Here is a 17,714-nt window from a genome sequence, read left to right as displayed (position 1 = left end):
CTGTGCTGCGCTGGATAACTGCCGGAGAATCCCACGGTCCCGCTCTCGTATCCATTCTCGAAGGAATGGTGGCGGGTGTCGAGGTGAACTCCGAGGACATTGCCACTCAACTCGCTCGTCGCCGTCTCGGGTACGGCCGAGGTGCGCGGATGAAGTTCGAGGCGGACAAGGTCACCATCACCGGTGGTGTGCGGCACGGTCGCACCCTCGGTGGTCCCATCGCCATCGAGGTGGGCAACACCGAGTGGCCGAAGTGGGAGCAGGTCATGTCGGCCGATCCCATCGATCAGAGCGTGCTGTCCGACCTCGCACGCAACACACCGCTGACACGCCCGCGGCCGGGCCACGCCGACTACTCCGGCATGCTCAAGTACGGATTCGACGACGCCCGCCCGGTCCTCGAGCGAGCGAGTGCGCGCGAGACCGCGGCCCGCGTCGCGATCGGCACCGTCGCCCGTCGATTCCTGAAGCAGGCCTTCGGTGTCGACGTCGTCTCGCACGTCGTCTCCATCGGTGCATCCGACCCTTACGTCGGCCCGCCGCCGCACGGTGACGACCTCGACGCCATCGACGCAAGTCCGGTGCGCGCGTTCGACAAGGCGGCCGAGGAATCGATGATCGCCGAGATCGAAGCAGCCAAGCGAGACGGCGACACCCTCGGCGGCATCGTCGAGGTCGTCGTGCACGGGTTGCCCGTGGGTCTCGGGTCGTTCGTCAGCGGCGAGAGGCGGCTCGACGCGCGACTCGCCGCCGCGCTCATGGGGATTCAGGCCATCAAAGGTGTCGAGGTCGGCGACGGATTCGAGACTGCCCGACGACGCGGCAGCGCCGCGCACGACGAGATGACGCCCGGGCCCGACGGCATTCTCCGTTCCACCAACCGGGCCGGTGGCCTCGAGGGCGGCATGACCAACGGTGAAGCCATCCGCGTCCGTGCGGCGATGAAGCCCATCTCCACGGTGCCTCGTGCTCTCGCGACGGTCGACATGAGCACCGGCGACGAAGCCGTCGCCATTCACCAGCGTTCCGACGTGTGCGCCGTGCCCGCCGCGGGGGTCGTCGCCGAGACCATGGTGGCTCTCGTCGTCGCGCAGGCAGCGTTGGAGAAGTTCGGTGGAGATTCGTTGGCGGAGACGGTCAGCAACGTCGATCATTACGTGAAGGGCACAGCTGCCCGACCTCCGCGATGACTCCGTACGCGGTGCTGGTCGGCCCGCCCGGCGCCGGCAAGTCCACGATCGGTCGACGGGTCGCCGCGGCGCTGGAGCTCGAGCTTCTGGACACCGACGTGGCCATCGAACGGACCACGGGGCGCACGATCGCAGACATTTTCTCGCAAGATGGGGAACCGGCCTTCCGAAGCATCGAGGAGACCGTCGTCGCGGAGGCACTGGCGACGCATTCCGGCGTCGTCTCCCTCGGAGGCGGTTCGGTGTTGTCCGAACGGACCAGAGCACTTCTGGCACCGTTGCCCGTCGTGTACCTCGAGATCAGTGTCGCCGAGGGTTTGCGACGCACCGGCGCCAACACCGCTCGGCCTCTGTTGGCCGGGCCCGATCCCCGCGCGAAATACCAGCATCTGATGCGGACACGACGACCTCTCTACCGCGGAGTCGCATCCATACGTGTACGCACCGACGGTCGAAGTCCGGCGCGGGTCGTCGGACAGGTCGTCTCGAAACTGACCCAGTACCACGAGCAGAAAAGTGTGAGGTGACCGATATGACCGAACCTGTGCGCGTCATGGTCGAAACGGCTGCTCCCTACCCGGTGATCATCGGACGGGGATTGTTGAACGATCTGGTCGACGAACTCGCCGGTGTGGCGACCGTTGCCATCTTCCATCAACCTCCTCTGGCCGAGACCGCCGAAGTGGTACGCGAATCGTTGGCGGCGAAGGGAATCGATGCTCACCGCATCGAGATTCCCGATGCCGAGGACGGTAAGGAGCTGGCCGTGGCCGGCTTCTGCTGGGAGGTTCTCGGGCGCATCGGACTGACGAGATCCGACGCCGTGGTGAGCCTCGGCGGCGGTGCGGCCACAGATCTGGCGGGTTTCGTCGCCGCGACCTGGATGCGCGGCGTGAAGATCGTCCACGTCCCGACGACTCTGCTTGCGATGGTCGACGCTGCCGTCGGCGGCAAGACGGGCATCAACACCGAAGCGGGCAAGAACCTCGTCGGGTCGTTCCACGAGCCGTCGGCGGTCCTGGTCGACCTGGCCACCCTCGAAACGGTTCCGCGCAACGAGATAGTGGCGGGTCTCGCCGAGGTCATCAAGACTGGCTTCATCGCCGACCCGGTGATCCTCGACCTGATCGAGGCCGACCCGGAGGCCGCGCTCGACCCGTCGGGCGCCGTATTGCCCGAGCTGATTCGGCGTTCCGTCGAGGTGAAAGCACGTGTGGTGGCCGCGGACCTCAAGGAGTCCAACCTGCGCGAGATCCTCAATTACGGACACACACTCGGCCATGCGATCGAGCGTCGTGAACGGTACCGCTGGCGCCACGGCGCAGCTGTCGCAGTGGGCCTGGTGTTCGCAGCCGAACTGGGCCGGCTCGCGGGCCGTCTGGACGACGCGACCGCGGACCGTCATCGCAGTGTGCTCGAATCGGTGGGACTTCCCGTGGGGTACGACGGCGACGCATTCGGCGACCTGCTCAAGGGAATGCAGTCCGACAAGAAGAACCGTGCGGGGCTGCTGCGTTTCGTCGTGCTCGACGGGTTGGCCAAGCCTGGTCGTCTGGAAGGCCCGGACCCGTCCTTGCTGGTGGCGGCCTACTCGGCCATCGCGAAGGACAACTCGGGTTCGTCGTCTACCGGCATCCTGCTCTGACCCTCCTGCACTGGCCACCCGCACCGACCACTGTGGGCATGCGTGCACGTGCACGCATGCCCACAGTCCGTTGCCCGGGTACTACTTGTCCTTCTCGACCGCCGGGAATACCTCGGTGTCGGAATTGTCGCCCGACCACTGCGTTTGATCGCGATCGGACTGATCGCGATCGGACTGATCGCGACCGGACTGATCGCGACCGGACTGATGCCGTCCAGACTGCTGAGAAGCGCCCGCGGTGCTGTCCACCGGATGGCGGTCGTGACGTTCCTTGGCGTGCTCCGCGTCCGCGGCCGCGAGTTTCTTGTTGGCTTCTCGTCCTGCCAGAAGCCGGCCCAGGAAGACCGCGATGGTGGCAGGGATGAAGATGACCAGCACCGTGAACGCGGCACCGGAGGTCAGTTCGAAGAAGAGGGTGTTCTGGCCGACGCTGAAGTCGACGATGAGCTGGACCAGCCAGGTCACCAGGCCCGCAGCCAGGCCGCCCAAGGCCGCGGCCTTGAGCCAGACCATGGTCAGGTCGTCGCCGTAATCCGGATCAGGGTTCTTCCGTCGGTCCCGTATACCGTCCAACCCCGCCCAGACGACGACGGCGATCAACACGACCGCGATGCCCAGCCATCGGAGTTGCGATCCGTGCAGCGGCCACTGAGTCACAGTGACGCCGAGAACAATTCGCACCCCCACGTTGATCAAGCACATGCCGATTCCGCGTACCACCCACCCTGTCATGGGGGACAGCCTAGTCCTACGCACCAGTAGGTGTGTCCGACCCCACAGAACTGTCCGGCGGTAGTTTGTAGGAATGCCTGTAGATCACAGCGGCAGACGCGCCGCTCTCCGGCGAAGCATGGAAGCGAACGATCTCGAATCCCTGCTCGTCACCGACCTTCTCAACATCCGCTACCTCACCGGGTTCACCGGGTCCAACGCCGCGCTGATCGTGTCGGTTCACGATTCGCCGGGCCGCGAGGACAACACGGTCGTCTGCACGGACGGGCGTTACGTGACCCAGGTCGCCGATCAGGTGCCGGATCTGCGAGCCGTGATCGACCGTGCGTCCGCGTCGTACCTCCTCGGCGGCGAACTCGCGCCCAGGAACGCACCGATCGGGTTCGAATCCCACGTCGTCACCGTCGACCAGCATCGGGCTTGGACGGGCCTCGACTCCGCCCTGAATCTCGTTCGTAGTCCCGGTCTGGTGGAGGACCTGCGGATGGTCAAGGACGAGTACGAGGTGGGCCTGCTGCGCGATGCATGCCGGGCAGCCGACGACGCGTTCGCGGTGCTGCTGGGGCGTGGATCCGTCGCTGCTGGACGTACCGAACTCGAGGTTGCCCGAGAACTGGAATCGCTGATGGTCGAGCACGGAGCCGACGGGATCTCGTTCGAGACCATCGTGGCTGCCGGGCCCAACTCCGCCGTTCCGCATCACCGTCCGACCCCGGCGGTTCTGGCGGCCGGTGACTTCGTGAAGTTCGACTTCGGAGCACTGGTCGGTGGCTACCACTCGGACATGACGCGCACAGTCGTCCTCGGCGCTCCGCAGGACTGGCAGAAGGATCTGTACGCGTTGGTGTTGCAGTCGCAGACGGCAGGCAGGGACGCTCTCGCACCCGGTGTGAGCACGGCGTCCGTCGACGCTGCGTCGCGTTCGGTGATCGAGGACGCCGGTTACGGCGAGTTCTTCCTCCACGGGCTCGGCCACGGCGTCGGACTGGAAATCCACGAAGCGCCGGGAATTGCCCGCACCAGCACCGGTACACTGCTGAGCGGTGCAGCTGTGACCGTCGAGCCGGGAGTGTATTTCTCGGGACGCGGTGGCGTCCGGATCGAAGACACGCTCATCGTCCGTGACGGCGGTCCCGAGCTGCTGACCATGACCAGCAAGGAACTTACTCTCGTGTGACGCACGGCAGTTCCTGAACACGAGAAACACGAGGAGACGTAAGAGCCAGTGGCTTCCACAAGCGATTTCAAGAACGGTCTTGTCCTCAGCATCGAGAACCAGCTGTGGTCGATCATCGAGTTCCAGCACGTCAAGCCGGGCAAGGGCCCCGCGTTCGTGCGCACCAAGCTCAAGAACGTCCTGTCGGGCAAGGTCGTCGACAAGACCTTCAACGCGGGCGTCAAGGTGGACACCGCGACCGTCGACCGCCGCGACATGACGTACCTGTACCACGACGGTTCGGACTTCGTGTTCATGGACGGCGACACGTTCGACCAGATCTCCATCAGCGAGGCCACCGTCGGCGAGAGTTCGCGTTTCCTCCTGGAGAACATGAAGGTCCAGGTCGCGACGCACGAGGGCGCACCGCTCTACGTCGAGCTGCCCGTCACGGTCGAGCTCGAGGTCAAGCACACCGATCCCGGCCTCCAGGGAGATCGCTCCACCGGCGGCACCAAGCCCGCCACCCTCGAGACCGGTGCCGAGGTGTCGGTTCCGCTGTTCGTCAACACCGGCGACAAGCTGAAGATCGATTCGCGTGACGGCAACTACCTCGGGCGTGTGAATTCCTGACGTGTCGTCGAAGAAGAACCATTCGGCCGGCAAAGGTGAGCCGGTGAAAAAGCTCGGTGCACGCCACAAAGCCCGCAAGCGGGCCGTGGACTTCCTGTTCGAAGCCGAGGCTCGGGACACCGATCCCGTCAACTTGGCAAAGGAACGCGTCGAACTCGCTCGCGGCGACGACTCGATCGCGCCGGTCAGCGAGTACACCGAGACGCTCGTCGGCGGAGTTGCGGAGAACCTGGATCGGCTGGACAGTGTGATTTCCGATCACCTGACCGACTGGACACTGAACAGGCTTCCCGCGGTGGATCGGGCAATCCTGCGTGTGGCGGTATGGGAACTGTTCCACGCCACCGACGTGCCTCCGGTCGTCGCCGTGGACGAGGCGGTCGAGTTGGCCAAGCAGCTGTCCACCGACGATTCACCGTCGTTCGTCAACGGTGTACTCGGACAGATCGTTCTCGTCGCCCCACAGGTCCGCGCAGCTGCCGCTGCGGTGTCCTCCCGGGACGACGCGAACAGCCGCACCGACAGCGAGTAATACCGCTCACGCGACGCTCCCCGAATTACGCCGTCGGGGAGCGTCGTTGCTAGGCTGTTACACCGTCAGACATCCTTTAACGATCCGTCCAGAGAGGCGGAGAAGGAGGTCGTAGTTTGCCTGCGCCCGTTGTGCCCCCTGATCCCTCGACGCCTGGTCCCACGACGCCTGATTCGTCGTCACCCAGCTCGTCGCGTGAGCTTCTCTCCGCCGCCGACGTGGGTCGGACCGTGTCTCGAATGGCACACCAGATCATCGAGAAGACGGCACTCGACTCCGCGGACGCGCCCCGCGTTGTTCTACTCGGAATTCCGACTCGCGGGACCACGTTGGCCGAGCGCCTCGCCGAGCGGATCGAAACGTTCACCGGCGTCCGCCCGCCCGTCGGTTCGCTGGACATCACCCTCTACCGCGACGATCTTCGCGGAAAGCCGCATCGCCCCCTCGAACGCACGTCCGTCCCCTCGGGCGGCGTCGACGACGCCCTCGTGGTCCTCGTCGACGACGTCCTCTTCTCCGGCCGCACGGTCCGCTCGGCCCTCGACGCACTGCGCGACCTCGGCCGGCCGCGTGCCGTTCAACTGGCGGTCCTGGTCGACCGTGGGCACCGCGAACTACCCCTCCGGGCGGACTACGTCGGCAAGAACGTGCCGACCGCACGTGCCGAGGACGTGTCGGTGCAGTTGATCGAGCACGACGGGCACGATCGCGTCAGCATTTCGGACGGGAGCGGAGCCCGCAGGAGTGACCCGGAAATGGACGGGAGCGGAGCCCGCAGGAGTGACCCGGAAGTAGACGGGAGCGGAGCCCGCAGGAGTGGCCTGGAGGAAGACGGGAAGGACGCTCGGTGAAGCATTTGTTGTCGGTTGCGGATCTGAGCCGTGAGAGCGCGACTGAATTGCTCGACGACGCGGATCGGTTCGAGCAGGCGTTGCTGGGCCGGGAGGTGAAGAAGCTTCCGACGTTGCGGGGACGCACTGTGATGACGGTGTTCTTCGAGAACTCGACTCGGACGCGGGTGTCGTTCGAGGTGGCGGGCAAGTGGATGAGTGCCGATGTCATCAATGTCAGCGCCAGCAGTTCTTCGGTGTCCAAGGGTGAGTCTCTTCGTGACACGGCGATGACGTTGCGGGCGGCGGGCGCGGATGCGTTGATCGTTCGTCACCCTGCGTCGGGTGCTGCGCATCAGATCGCGCAGTGGACGGCGGGGCAGGGAACCGGTGGATCCCTCGAAGACCCTGCAGCCTCCACGTCCGGCGGCCCGTCGGTCATCAATGCAGGCGACGGTACTCACGAACATCCGACGCAGGCGCTTCTGGACGCGTTGACGTTGCGGCAGCGACTCGGCGACATCGACGGCAAGCGCATCGGAATCGTCGGGGACATTCTGCACAGTCGTGTGGCGCGATCGAATGCGATTCTGCTGTCGACGCTCGGGGCCGAGGTCGTGCTCATCGCACCGCCCACGCTGCTCCCGGTCGGTGCGTCGACGTGGCCTGTTCGGGTGTCTCACAGCATCGACGCCGAATTACCCGCGCTCGATGCGGTGCTGATGTTGCGTGTACAGGCGGAGCGTATGAACGGTGGGTTCTTCCCCTCGGCGAAGGAGTACTCGATCACCTACGGGTTGTCGCAGAAGCGGCTCGATCTTCTGCCCGAGCACGCTGTCGTTCTACATCCCGGTCCGATGCTGCGCGGCATGGAAATTGCGTCGTCGGTAGCGGATTCACCGAGGACTGCTGTATTGCAACAGGTTACGAACGGAGTTCATGTGCGCATGGCGGTGCTGTTTCGATTGCTCGTCGGCTCGGACGGGGGTGCGTTGTGAGCGTGCTCCTGCGCAACGTGCTCGTCTACGGCGAGCAACCTGCCACCGACGTGCTCGTGTCCGACGGCCAGATCGCCGCGATCGGAACCGATCTCGACGCAGGGGATGCGGAGGTCGTCGAGGGGAGCGGTCAGATTCTGCTCCCCGGATTCGTGGATCTGCACACCCATCTGCGTGAGCCGGGTCGCGAGGACACCGAGACCATCGACAGCGGATCGGCTGCTGCGGCACTGGGCGGGTACACCGCGGTGTTCGCGATGGCCAACACGGCACCCGTCGCCGATTCCGTCGTCATCACCGACCACGTGTGGCGACGCGGGCAGGAAGTCGGCTTGGTCGACGTTCATCCCGTCGGGGCGGTGACTGTCGGCCTCGGTGGTACGCAGCTCGCCGAGATGGCGACCATGGCCGGTGGCGTCGGCAAGGTGCGGATGTTCTCCGACGACGGCAAGTGCGTCGACGATCCGTTGCTCATGCGCCGGGCGCTCGAGTACTCGAGCTCTCTGGGTGTCCTCGTCGCACAGCATGCGGAGGAGCCGCGGTTGACCGTCGGAGCCGTCGCTCACGAGGGCCCGACTGCTGCTCGGCTCGGGTTGGCCGGCTGGCCGCGCGCTGCGGAGGAGTCCATCGTCGCCCGTGACGCGTTGTTGGCGCGTGACGCGGGTGCCAAGGTGCATATCTGCCACGCGTCCACCGCCGGAACGGTCGAGATCCTGAAGTGGGCACGGGGGCAGGGGATTTCGATCTCCGCCGAGGTGACGCCTCATCACCTGCTGCTCGACGATTCGCGGCTCGAGACGTACGACGCGATCAACAAGGTCAACCCACCGCTTCGCGAAGCATCGGACGTCGAGGCTCTCCGGCGAGGACTGGCGGACGGCACGGTCGACTGCGTCGCGACCGACCATGCACCGCATGCGGAGCAGGAGAAGTGCTGCGAATTCTCCCAGGCACGTCCAGGAATGCTGGGGCTCGAGACCGCGCTTGCGATCGTCGCGCAGACGATGGTGGACACCGACCTGCTGGACTGGCGCGGCGTTGCCCGGGTGATGAGCGAGCGTCCGGCCGAGATCGTCGGTCTCCCGGATCAAGGACGGCCCGTGGAAGTGGGGGAGGTCGCCAACCTCGTCCTCGTCGATCCCGCTTCGCCGTGGACGGTGCGAGGCAAGGGCCTGGCCAGCCTGTCGCACAACACACCGTTCGAGGAGATGACCTTCTCCGCCAAGGTGACCACTACGCTTCTGCGCGGACGAATCACCGCCCGCGACGGTGTGGTTCGACGCCCCGATCGTCTCGGACTCGGCCGTGTCGAAGACCGGAAGGTGAGCGAGTAATGGACAGAGTTCTCATCGTCATCGCGTTCATCGTCTTCTGGATCGCGATGATCGGCCTCATCTTCTGGGGTTGGCGAGGCAGGCAGAAGCGTCAAGCCGACTCGATCGGCTCGTTCCCACCGGTTCCGGACGACCTCGGCGCGACTCTGATCGAACCCTCCACCGGGCTGTACGTGGGCAGCACCATCGCTCCCAGCTGGCAGGACCGCATCGCCGTCGGCGACATCGGCCACCGCGCGACCGGTGAGCTGTCCCGACACGAACGCGGAATTCTGCTCGAGCGTTCCGGGGAGTCCACCATCTGGATCCCGCAGAAGTCGATCACGGCGATACGGACCGAACGCGGGCTCGCGGGCAAGGTCATGAGCAAGGACGGACTGCTCGTCATCCGCTGGACGCTTCCCACCGGCACCGAGATCGACACAGGCTTCCGCGCCGACGACAAACTTGTCTACCCCATCTGGGTGGACACCGATACCGATCGACACGATTCGAAGGAGACAACGGCGTGAGCAGCGCAGTTCTTGTTCTGGAGGACGGCCGGACCTTCCGCGGCACCACCTTCGGTGCACAGGGCCGGACGCTCGGAGAGGCCGTGTTCTGCACCGGCATGACCGGCTACCAGGAGACCCTGACCGACCCCAGCTACCACCGCCAGATCGTCGTCGCCACGGCGCCGCAGATCGGCAACACAGGCTGGAACCAGGAGGACGGCGAAGCGGCCAGCGCTCAGGATCCCAACAAGATCTGGGTTGCCGGCTACGTCGTTCGTGACCCGGCTCGGCGCACGTCGAGTTGGCGCGCGACCGGTTCCTTGCAGGACCAGCTCGAAGCGCAGAGCGTCGTGGGCATCGCGGGGATCGACACCAGGGCGCTCGTGCGTCACCTGCGTACACGCGGATCCATGCGTGCGGGCGTCTTCTCGGGGGATGCTCTGGGCACCCAGGACGAGATGCTGCAGCAAGTCCTGGACCAGCCGTCCATGCTCGGCGCCGATCTGGCGGGTGAAGTCACCACGAAGTCCGGTTACGTCATCGAGCCGACGGCCGGCGAGGCCCGCTACACCGTCGTCGCGGTGGACCTGGGAATCAAGACCAACACCCCACGGATGTTCGCCGAGCGCGGCATCCGCGTGCACGTCGTCCCGTCGGCCACCTCGATCGAGCAGATCCTGGAACTGAAACCGGATGGGGTGTTCCTGTCCAACGGACCGGGCGACCCGGCCACGGCCGACGCCAACGTCGCACTCACTCGCGAGGTGCTGGCGAGGAAGCTGCCACTGTTCGGCATCTGTTTCGGTAACCAGATCCTCGGACGTGCGCTCGGGCGAAGCACGTACAAGATGAAGTTCGGCCACCGCGGCATGAACATCCCGGTCGTCGAACACACCACCGGACGTATCGCCATCACCGCCCAGAACCATGGATTCGCCCTCGAAGGCGAAGCGGGCGAGGAATTCGACACCGACTTCGGTCGGGCTCGTATCAGCCACACCTGCGCCAACGACGGAACGGTCGAGGGCGTGGAACTGCTGAGCGGCACCGCGTTCTCGGTCCAGTACCACCCGGAGGCAGCGGCAGGCCCGCACGACGCCGCCTACCTGTTCGATCGGTTCACATCCACCCTCGAGGGAGCTGACAAGTAATGCCACGCCGCTCAGATCTGGGACACGTCCTGGTCATCGGATCGGGACCGATCGTCATCGGACAGGCCTGCGAGTTCGACTACTCCGGAACCCAGGCATGCCGGGTGCTCCGCGAGGAAGGACTGCGCGTCAGCCTCGTCAATTCCAACCCGGCCACCATCATGACCGACCCCGAGTTCGCCGACGCCACCTATGTCGAGCCGATCACGGCCGACTTCATCGAGAAGATCTTCGCTCGCGAAGCCCTGCAGGGGAACCCGATCGACGCCGTGCTGGCGACGCTCGGCGGCCAGACGGCGCTCAACGCCGCGGTGGCACTGCACGAGCAGGGAATTCTCGAGAAGTACGATGTCGAGCTCATCGGCGCTGATTTCGACGCCATTCAGCGCGGTGAGGATCGGCAGAAGTTCAAGGACATCGTCGCCAAGGTCGGTGGAGAATCGGCTCGTTCGGCTGTCTGCTACACCATGGACGAAGTTCGCGCGACGGTTGCCGATCTCGGATTCCCGGTCGTCGTCCGCCCGTCCTTCACGATGGGTGGCCTCGGCTCGGGTATGGCCTACAACGACGAGGACCTTGCCCGCATCGCGGGCGGCGGGCTCGCCGCGTCGCCGACGGCCAACGTGCTGATCGAGGAATCCATCCTCGGATGGAAGGAATACGAGCTCGAACTGATGCGCGACGGCCGCGACAACGTGGTCATCGTCTGCTCGATCGAGAACGTCGACCCGGTCGGTGTGCACACCGGAGACTCGGTCACGGTCGCTCCCGCGATGACGCTCACCGACCGCGAATACCAGAAGATGCGCGACCTCTCGATCGACATCCTCCGTGAGGTCGGCGTCGACACCGGTGGCTGCAACATCCAGTTCGCCATGGATCCCACGGACGGACGCCTCGTCGTCATCGAGATGAACCCCCGCGTGTCGCGGTCGTCTGCCCTTGCCTCGAAGGCGACGGGATACCCGATCGCGAAGATGGCAGCCAAGCTCGCCATCGGCTACACGCTCGACGAGATCGTCAACGACATCACCAAGGAAACGCCGGCCTGCTTCGAGCCGACACTCGACTACGTCGTGGTCAAGGCACCTCGGTTCGCGTTCGAGAAGTTCCCCGGCGCCGACGGCACCCTGACGACGACGATGAAGTCCGTCGGCGAGGCCATGTCGATCGGCCGTAATTTCACCGAGGCGTTCGGCAAGGTCATGCGGTCGCTCGAGACCAAACGCGCAGGCTACTGGACCGGCCCCGAGGTCGAAGCCGTGAGCCTCGAGGCTGTGCTGGAGGACATCTCGGTCCCGAAGGACGGCCGGATGTACGGCATCGAGAAGGCCTTCGCGCTCGGTGCGACTCTCGAGCAGTTGTTCGACGCCACGAAGATCGATCCGTGGTTCCTCGATCAGTTCCAGCAGATCCACGAGCTGGGCAACCAACTACGTGCCGCCGAGAAGTTCGACGAGACGCTGTTGCGACAGGCCAAGTACCACGGGCTGTCGGACCGCCAGATCGCTGCGCTGCGTCCGGAACTCGTGGACGAGGACGGTGTGCGCGCGCTGCGCGACGAGCTCGGCGTCCATCCCGTCTACAAGACGGTCGACACCTGTGCGGCGGAGTTCGAGGCGAAGACGCCGTACCACTACGGAACCTACGAACTCGACCCCGAGGCGGAGTCCGAGGTCGCCGAGCAGCGTGAACGTGAGAAGGTGCTCATTCTGGGCTCGGGCCCGAACCGAATCGGGCAGGGCATCGAGTTCGACTACTCGTGTGTCCATGCGGCACAGACGTTGTCGGAAGCCGGGTACGAGACCGTCATGGTCAACTGCAACCCCGAGACCGTCTCCACCGATTACGACACCGCCGATCGGCTCTATTTCGAACCGTTGACGTTCGAGGACGTACTCGAGGTCTACCGCGCCGAGGCTGCGTCGGGAACCGTGCGCGGCGTCATCGTGCAACTCGGCGGTCAGACGCCCCTGGGCCTCGCCAAGCGACTGAAGGCCGCCGGTGTGCCCATCGTCGGTACCAGTCCCGAGGCCATCGATCTCGCGGAGGACCGCGGTGAGTTCGGGCGCGTCCTCACCGAAGCAGGGTTGCCTGCACCGAAGTTCGGCACCGCGACGACGTTCGACGGTGCCCGCGACATCGCCGGTGGCATCGGATACCCCGTGCTGGTGCGTCCGTCGTACGTTCTCGGCGGACGGGGCATGGAGATCGTGTACGACGAGGCATCCCTCGCCGACTACATCTCGCGCGCCACCGAGATCTCGCACGACCGCCCCGTCCTCGTCGACCGCTTCCTCGAGGATGCCGTCGAAATCGATGTCGATGCGTTGTGCGATGGGACCGAGGTCTATCTCGGCGGCGTCATGGAACACATCGAGGAAGCCGGGATCCACTCCGGTGACTCGGCGTGTGCGTTGCCGCCGATCACGTTGGGTCGAGCGGACATCGAGAACGTGCGTCGCTCGACGGAGCTGCTCGCCAAGGGCATCGGCGTCAAAGGCCTCCTCAACGTCCAGTACGCCCTCAAGGACGACATCCTGTACGTGCTGGAGGCGAACCCCCGCGCGAGCCGCACGGTCCCGTTCGTGTCCAAGGCGACGGCAGTGCAGTTGGCGAAGGCGTGCGCCCGCGTCATGCTCGGTGAGTCGATCGCGGACCTGCGTGCCAGTGGCATGCTTCCGGCCGAAGGCGACGGAGGAACGACGCCGCTGGACGCGCCGATCGCAGTCAAGGAAGCCGTGCTCCCGTTCAACCGATTCCGCCGCGCCGACGGAACGGGCGTCGACACGCTGTTGAGCCCCGAGATGAAGTCCACCGGTGAGGTCATGGGCATCGATGCGGACTTCGGTACCGCGTTCGCGAAGAGCCAGACGGCGGCATACGGCTCGCTTCCGGCCTCGGGCGCCGTGTTCGTCTCGGTGGCCAACAAGGACAAGCGTTCGTTGATCTTCCCGGTCAAACGACTCACGGACCTGGGCTTCACGATTTTGGCGACCGAAGGGACTGCAGAGGTGCTGCGACGCAACGGCATCGCGTGCGAACAGGTCTACAAGCAATCGGGCGAGGACGTCCCTGCGGGCGAATCGACCATCGTCGATCGCATTCTCGCCGGCGACGTGGCCATGGTGATCAACACTCCGTACGGCAATTCGGGCCCTCGCGTGGACGGTTACGAGATCCGAAGCGCGGCCGTTGCGCAGAACATTCCGTGCATCACCACCGTGCAGGGCGCGTCCGCTGCGGTGCTGGGGATCGAGGCAGGTATCGCGGGCGGTATCGGCGTGCGTTCGCTGCAGGATCTGCATACGGCGCTCGCGGGCGGTGCCGGGGCGTCATGAGCCGTGACGGGTGGCTCGGACGGCTCCGTCGTGCGATCGAGCACCGCGGTCGACTGTGCGTGGGGATAGATCCTCACCCTGCACTGCTCGAGCAGTGGGGACTGTCGGTGGATGCCGAAGGGCTCGAGGTGTTCGCGGAGAAGTGCGTGGAGGCGTTCGTCGGCGAGGTCGCTGTCGTGAAGCCTCAGGTCGCATTCTTCGAGGCCTACGGGAGTGCGGGGTACGCAGTCCTCGAGCGCACCATCTCGGTGCTGCGGGATGCCGGGACTCTCGTGATCGCCGACGCGAAACGAGGCGACATCGGCACGACGATGAGTGCGTACGCACAGACGTGGCTCGGGGACGGCACCGACCTGTCGTCGGATGCGGTGACCGTCTCGCCGTACCTCGGGTTCGAATCGCTCCAGGACACGATCTCCCTGGCCCGCGGGGGAGGCCGGGGAGTGTTCGTTCTGGCCCGCACCTCGAACCCCGAAGGCGCAACGTTGCAGAACGCCGCGGCGGGTTCGACGACGGTTGCGCAGTCGATCGTCGACGGTGCGGCCGCGGCCGACGCAGACGGAACGGCGACCGTCGGCCTCGTCGTCGGCGCCACCCGTGATCACGGACTGGACCTGTCTGCCTTCGACGGACCGATTCTCGCGCCCGGGCTCGGCGCGCAGGGCGCAACGGTGGCCGATCTGGCACAGATATTCGACGGGTCCACCGAACTGCTTCTTCCCAGCTCGTCGCGTGGTGTTCTCGCCGCCGGTCCGTCGGTTGCGGCGCTCCGCGGCGCCGCGGCGGCGCTCCGCGACGAAGTCGAGGCGGGGTTGTCATAGCCGATACTGCGGATCCCGTCGGCTACGGGGTGAGTTAGCGGCGAGGCTTGCGCGTCGGTACCGTCGCTTTCGTTGCTGGTTACCGCTGGTCTGTCAGCAGCGACGTGCACCAGGAGACCGCAGGTGCACGGTTCACCGACGAACGAGTTACGGAGGAATCGTGGCGCTTCCCCAATTGACGCCGGAGCAGCGTGCCGCCGCTCTAGAGAAGGCGGCTGCAGCCCGAAAAGTACGTGCCGAGCTCAAGGAACGGCTCAAGCGAGGTGGGACCGATCTGAAGCAGGTGCTCGCGGATGCGGAGACCGACGAGATTCTCGGCAAGATGAAGGTCTCGGCTCTGCTGGAGGCATTGCCGAAGGTGGGTAAGGTCAAGGCTCAAGAATTGATGACGGAACTGGAGATCGCTCCGTCGAGGCGGATTCGCGGCCTCGGCGATCGTCAGCGTAAAGCGTTGTTGACCAAATTCGATTTCGAAGCGTGATCTACGGAGGTACGGCACGTGTCCGACAGTGACGCGTCACCGCACGGGAGGGGCCGGCTGATCGTTCTGGCCGGTCCCTCCGGTGTCGGCAAATCCAGCGTCGTTCGCGTGTTGCGACGTGAACTCCCCGAGTTGTGGTTCAGCGTGTCGGTGACGACGCGGGATCCACGCCCCGGTGAGGTCGACGGTGAGGACTACCACTTCGTGACCGCGGCCGAGTTCGACCGCATGATCGAGGCGGGCGAACTGCTCGAGTGGGCGAGCGTGCACAGTGGTCTGCACCGTTCCGGTACGCCTGCGGCGCCGGTGGAGGCAGCGTTGGAGGACGGCAAGCCTGTTCTCCTCGAACTGGATCTTGCGGGCGCGCGCGCGGTACGTGTGTCGAAGCCGGAGGCGACGCTCGTGTTCATGGCTCCGCCGACGTGGGAAGACCTGGTGCAGCGCCTGACCTCGCGTGCGACCGAAGATCCGGCTGTCACCGAACGTAGACTCGAGACGGCGAAGGTCGAACTGGCCGCACAGGAAGAGTTCGACACGGTGGTTGTCAATACCGATGTCGACCATTCTTGCGCTCAGTTGGTATCCTTGTTGGTCGGTAGGTCGTCGGTCGGTTGACTGCGCCCTGCAATCGACGAAAGCGCTCCGCAGCACACACGATGTACAACTCAGGAGATTCATAGTGAGCAGTAGTTCTCTGGCCGGTTCCGACTTCGACGCGCGTAGCGCACTTCCGGCTTACGACACGCCGCTCGGAATCACCAATCCTCCCATCGACGAGCTCCTCGCTCGCACGTCGTCGAAGTACGCACTGGTGATCTACGCGGCCAAGCGTGCGCGTCAGATCAACGACTACTACAACCAGCTCGGTGACGGCATCCTGGAGTACGTCGGCCCGCTCGTCGAGCCCGGTCTTCAGGAGAAGCCGCTGTCGATCGCGCTTCGCGAGATCCACGAAGACCTGCTCGAGCACACCGAAGGCGAATGAGAATCGGATAGGGCCGGGTCCGTTGCGCGTAGTCGTCGGGGTAGGCGGGGGAATCGCCGCCTACAAGAGCTGTTCCATCATCCGTAGCTTCACCGAGGCCGGCCACCACGTTCGCGTGGTCCCGACGGAGTCCGCGCTGGAGTTCGTCGGACGCGCGACGTTCGAAGCGCTGTCCGGTAGCCCGGTGCACACCGGTGTTTTCGCCGACGTGCCCGAGGTTCCGCACGTCCGGCTCGGCAAGGAAGCGGACCTAGTCGTCGTCGCACCTGCAACGGCGGACCTGATGGCCCGACTCGCCGGGGGCCGCGCGGACGATCTCCTGACTGCAACGCTTCTCACCGCTCGGTGTCCCGTGCTGCTCGCTCCGGCGATGCACACCGAGATGTGGGAACACCCGGCGACCGTTGCCAACGTCGAGACACTGCGCAGTCGCGGCGTCACCGTTCTCGAACCCGCGTCCGGTCGGTTGACCGGTCGCGACACGGGGGCAGGCAGACTGCCCGACCCCGACGAGATCTACGGTCTCGCGCTGTTGCTCGCCGAGCGCGCGGACGCGCTTCCGCGTGATCTGACCGGTCGGAAGCTCGTCGTCACGGCCGGCGGTACGCGCGAGCCGTTGGATCCGGTTCGATTCCTCGGAAATCGGAGTTCCGGGAAGCAGGGGTACGCGCTGGCCCGAGTAGCCGCACAGCGTGGTGCCGATGTGACCTTGATCTCGGGATACACCGCAAGTTTGGCGGACCCGGCGGCCGTCGATGTCGTCGAGGTGAAGACGGCGCAGCAGATGCAGGCCGCAGTCCGCAAGTTCGCACCCGACGCTGATGCGATCGTCATGGCTGCGGCCGTTGCAGACTTCCGTCCCTCCAGCGTCGCGGGAAGCAAGATCAAGAAGGGTGCGAACGAGCCGAATTCGATTCCCCTCGTCAAGAACGACGACATTCTCGCGGGGCTCGTCGACGCGCGGCGAGCGGGTGAGATCCCCGCTGCCACCGTCATCGTCGGGTTCGCTGCCGAGACGGGTGACGAGAACGGCGATGTACTGACCTATGCCAGGGCCAAGTTGGCTCGCAAGGGTTGCGATCTCTTGGTGGTGAACGCCGTCGGTGAAGGCAAAGCCTTCGAGGTCGACCACAACGACGGATGGTTGCTCGGCGCCGACGGATCCGAGTCCGCTCTGGGTGAGGGATCGAAGGCACTACTGGCAGGCCGCGTCCTCGATGCGGTCGGCGCCATACTGTCCAGCGGTTCGACCCTGCCCAGCGGTTCGACACTGCCCAGGGGTTCGAATCAGCCGTGATTGCAAGGGTGCACAGGCATCCCGTGCACGGCTAGTGTCGAATATTTGTAGAAAGCTTGGCTGAAGTGAACGATTTCGACACGTCGAGAGGAAA

Annotated in this window: 17 protein-coding genes and 1 pseudogene; 17 read left to right on the top strand and 1 reads right to left on the bottom strand. The window is 65.3% G+C overall.

The window, feature by feature from the left end; translation table 11 throughout:
- Positions 1-2 precede the first annotated feature (2 nt).
- From aroC to aroB, 3 genes are read left to right on the top strand one after another with little or no spacing between them, the layout of a single operon-like run.
- On the top strand, positions 3-1,190 hold the full coding sequence (gene aroC, locus CH293_RS24030; protein ID WP_037113412.1) for a chorismate synthase: 1,188 nt from the start codon (positions 3-5) through the stop codon (positions 1,188-1,190).
- Complete coding sequence (locus CH293_RS24025) at positions 1,187-1,717, top strand: shikimate kinase (protein WP_019666396.1); 531 nt, start codon at positions 1,187-1,189, stop codon at positions 1,715-1,717. The genes aroC and CH293_RS24025 overlap by 4 nt, the downstream gene beginning before the upstream one ends.
- A 5-nt stretch (positions 1,718-1,722) precedes the next feature.
- On the top strand, positions 1,723-2,835 hold the full coding sequence (gene aroB, locus CH293_RS24020; protein WP_037113142.1) for a 3-dehydroquinate synthase: 1,113 nt from the start codon (positions 1,723-1,725) through the stop codon (positions 2,833-2,835).
- Between the two features lie 81 nt (positions 2,836-2,916).
- Here aroB and CH293_RS24015 read toward each other — a convergent pair whose 3' ends face one another.
- Positions 2,917-3,567, bottom strand: coding sequence for a B-4DMT family transporter (locus tag CH293_RS24015; protein WP_094721692.1), 651 nt, complete (start codon positions 3,565-3,567; stop codon positions 2,917-2,919).
- A 73-nt stretch (positions 3,568-3,640) separates the two neighbouring features.
- On the opposite strand from CH293_RS24015, the gene CH293_RS24010 reads away from it, so the two are divergent.
- The 14 genes and pseudogenes from CH293_RS24010 to coaBC all read left to right on the top strand — a co-directional run bounded on the left by CH293_RS24010 (position 3,641) and on the right by coaBC (position 17,620).
- Positions 3,641-4,744, top strand: coding sequence for a Xaa-Pro peptidase family protein (locus CH293_RS24010; protein ID WP_094721691.1), 1,104 nt, complete (start codon positions 3,641-3,643; stop codon positions 4,742-4,744).
- 48 nt (positions 4,745-4,792) lie between these two features.
- Entirely contained in the window at positions 4,793-5,356 is a 564-nt protein-coding gene (gene efp, locus CH293_RS24005; RefSeq protein ID WP_019666392.1) for an elongation factor P, read from the top strand.
- A gap of 43 nt (positions 5,357-5,399) precedes the next feature.
- On the top strand, positions 5,400-5,888 hold the full coding sequence (nusB, locus tag CH293_RS24000) for a transcription antitermination factor NusB (protein ID WP_037113414.1): 489 nt from the start codon (positions 5,400-5,402) through the stop codon (positions 5,886-5,888).
- A gap of 131 nt (positions 5,889-6,019) precedes the next feature.
- A pseudogene (gene pyrR, locus CH293_RS23995) lies at positions 6,020-6,616 on the top strand (bifunctional pyr operon transcriptional regulator/uracil phosphoribosyltransferase PyrR); the annotation flags it as partial.
- Positions 6,617-6,735: 119 nt separating this feature from the next.
- The gene (locus CH293_RS23990; protein WP_094721689.1) at positions 6,736-7,716 is read left to right on the top strand and encodes an aspartate carbamoyltransferase catalytic subunit; all 981 of its coding nucleotides are present in this window, start codon (positions 6,736-6,738) and stop codon (positions 7,714-7,716) included.
- Positions 7,713-9,050, top strand: coding sequence for a dihydroorotase (locus CH293_RS23985; RefSeq protein WP_094721688.1), 1,338 nt, complete (start codon positions 7,713-7,715; stop codon positions 9,048-9,050). The genes CH293_RS23990 and CH293_RS23985 overlap by 4 nt, the downstream gene beginning before the upstream one ends.
- The gene (locus tag CH293_RS23980) at positions 9,050-9,562 is read left to right on the top strand and encodes a transporter (protein ID WP_094721687.1); all 513 of its coding nucleotides are present in this window, start codon (positions 9,050-9,052) and stop codon (positions 9,560-9,562) included. Before CH293_RS23985 ends, CH293_RS23980 begins: the two co-directional genes overlap by 1 nt.
- Positions 9,559-10,695, top strand: a complete 1,137-nt coding sequence (gene carA, locus CH293_RS23975; RefSeq protein WP_094721686.1) for a glutamine-hydrolyzing carbamoyl-phosphate synthase small subunit — start codon at positions 9,559-9,561, stop codon at positions 10,693-10,695. Before CH293_RS23980 ends, carA begins: the two co-directional genes overlap by 4 nt.
- The gene (carB, locus tag CH293_RS23970; RefSeq protein ID WP_094721685.1) at positions 10,695-14,036 is read left to right on the top strand and encodes a carbamoyl-phosphate synthase large subunit; all 3,342 of its coding nucleotides are present in this window, start codon (positions 10,695-10,697) and stop codon (positions 14,034-14,036) included. The genes carA and carB overlap by 1 nt, the downstream gene beginning before the upstream one ends.
- The gene (gene pyrF / locus CH293_RS23965; protein ID WP_170945339.1) at positions 14,033-14,857 is read left to right on the top strand and encodes an orotidine-5'-phosphate decarboxylase; all 825 of its coding nucleotides are present in this window, start codon (positions 14,033-14,035) and stop codon (positions 14,855-14,857) included. The genes carB and pyrF overlap by 4 nt, the downstream gene beginning before the upstream one ends.
- Positions 14,858-15,017: 160 nt before the next feature.
- Positions 15,018-15,338 (top strand): integration host factor, actinobacterial type, encoded by a 321-nt coding sequence (gene mihF / locus CH293_RS23960; protein ID WP_019666383.1) that lies wholly within the window; start codon positions 15,018-15,020, stop codon positions 15,336-15,338.
- Between the two features lie 18 nt (positions 15,339-15,356).
- Positions 15,357-15,953 carry a guanylate kinase gene (gmk, locus tag CH293_RS23955; RefSeq protein ID WP_037113157.1) on the top strand — a complete coding sequence of 199 codons (597 nt, stop codon included), beginning with the start codon at positions 15,357-15,359 and terminating at the stop codon, positions 15,951-15,953.
- A gap of 64 nt (positions 15,954-16,017) precedes the next feature.
- Positions 16,018-16,323, top strand: coding sequence for a DNA-directed RNA polymerase subunit omega (rpoZ, locus tag CH293_RS23950; protein WP_019666381.1), 306 nt, complete (start codon positions 16,018-16,020; stop codon positions 16,321-16,323).
- Between the two features lie 22 nt (positions 16,324-16,345).
- The gene (coaBC, locus tag CH293_RS23945; RefSeq protein WP_094721684.1) at positions 16,346-17,620 is read left to right on the top strand and encodes a bifunctional phosphopantothenoylcysteine decarboxylase/phosphopantothenate--cysteine ligase CoaBC; all 1,275 of its coding nucleotides are present in this window, start codon (positions 16,346-16,348) and stop codon (positions 17,618-17,620) included.
- The last annotated feature ends 94 nt before the right edge of the window (positions 17,621-17,714 follow it).

This window comes from Rhodococcus sp. 14-2470-1b, assembly GCF_002259415.1.
Classification (GTDB): Bacteria; Actinomycetota; Actinomycetes; order Mycobacteriales; family Mycobacteriaceae; genus Rhodococcoides.
This window is presented reverse-complemented; position numbering and strand designations above follow the sequence as displayed.

Bases quoted from the DNA above. Each gene is read 5' to 3' on its own strand.
- pyrF (WP_170945339.1), top strand. From the start codon at position 14,033: ATGAGCCGTGACGGGTGGCTCGGACGGCTCCGTCGTGCGATCGAGCAC.
- CH293_RS24025 (WP_019666396.1), top strand. From the start codon at position 1,187: ATGACTCCGTACGCGGTGCTGGTCGGCCCGCCCGGCGCCGGCAAGTCC.
- carB (WP_094721685.1), top strand. From the start codon at position 10,695: ATGCCACGCCGCTCAGATCTGGGACACGTCCTGGTCATCGGATCGGGA.
- CH293_RS24010 (WP_094721691.1), top strand. From the start codon at position 3,641: ATGCCTGTAGATCACAGCGGCAGACGCGCCGCTCTCCGGCGAAGCATG.
- CH293_RS24015 (WP_094721692.1), bottom strand. From the start codon at position 3,567: ATGACAGGGTGGGTGGTACGCGGAATCGGCATGTGCTTGATCAACGTG.
- CH293_RS23980 (WP_094721687.1), top strand. From the start codon at position 9,050: ATGGACAGAGTTCTCATCGTCATCGCGTTCATCGTCTTCTGGATCGCG.
- aroB (WP_037113142.1), top strand. From the start codon at position 1,723: ATGACCGAACCTGTGCGCGTCATGGTCGAAACGGCTGCTCCCTACCCG.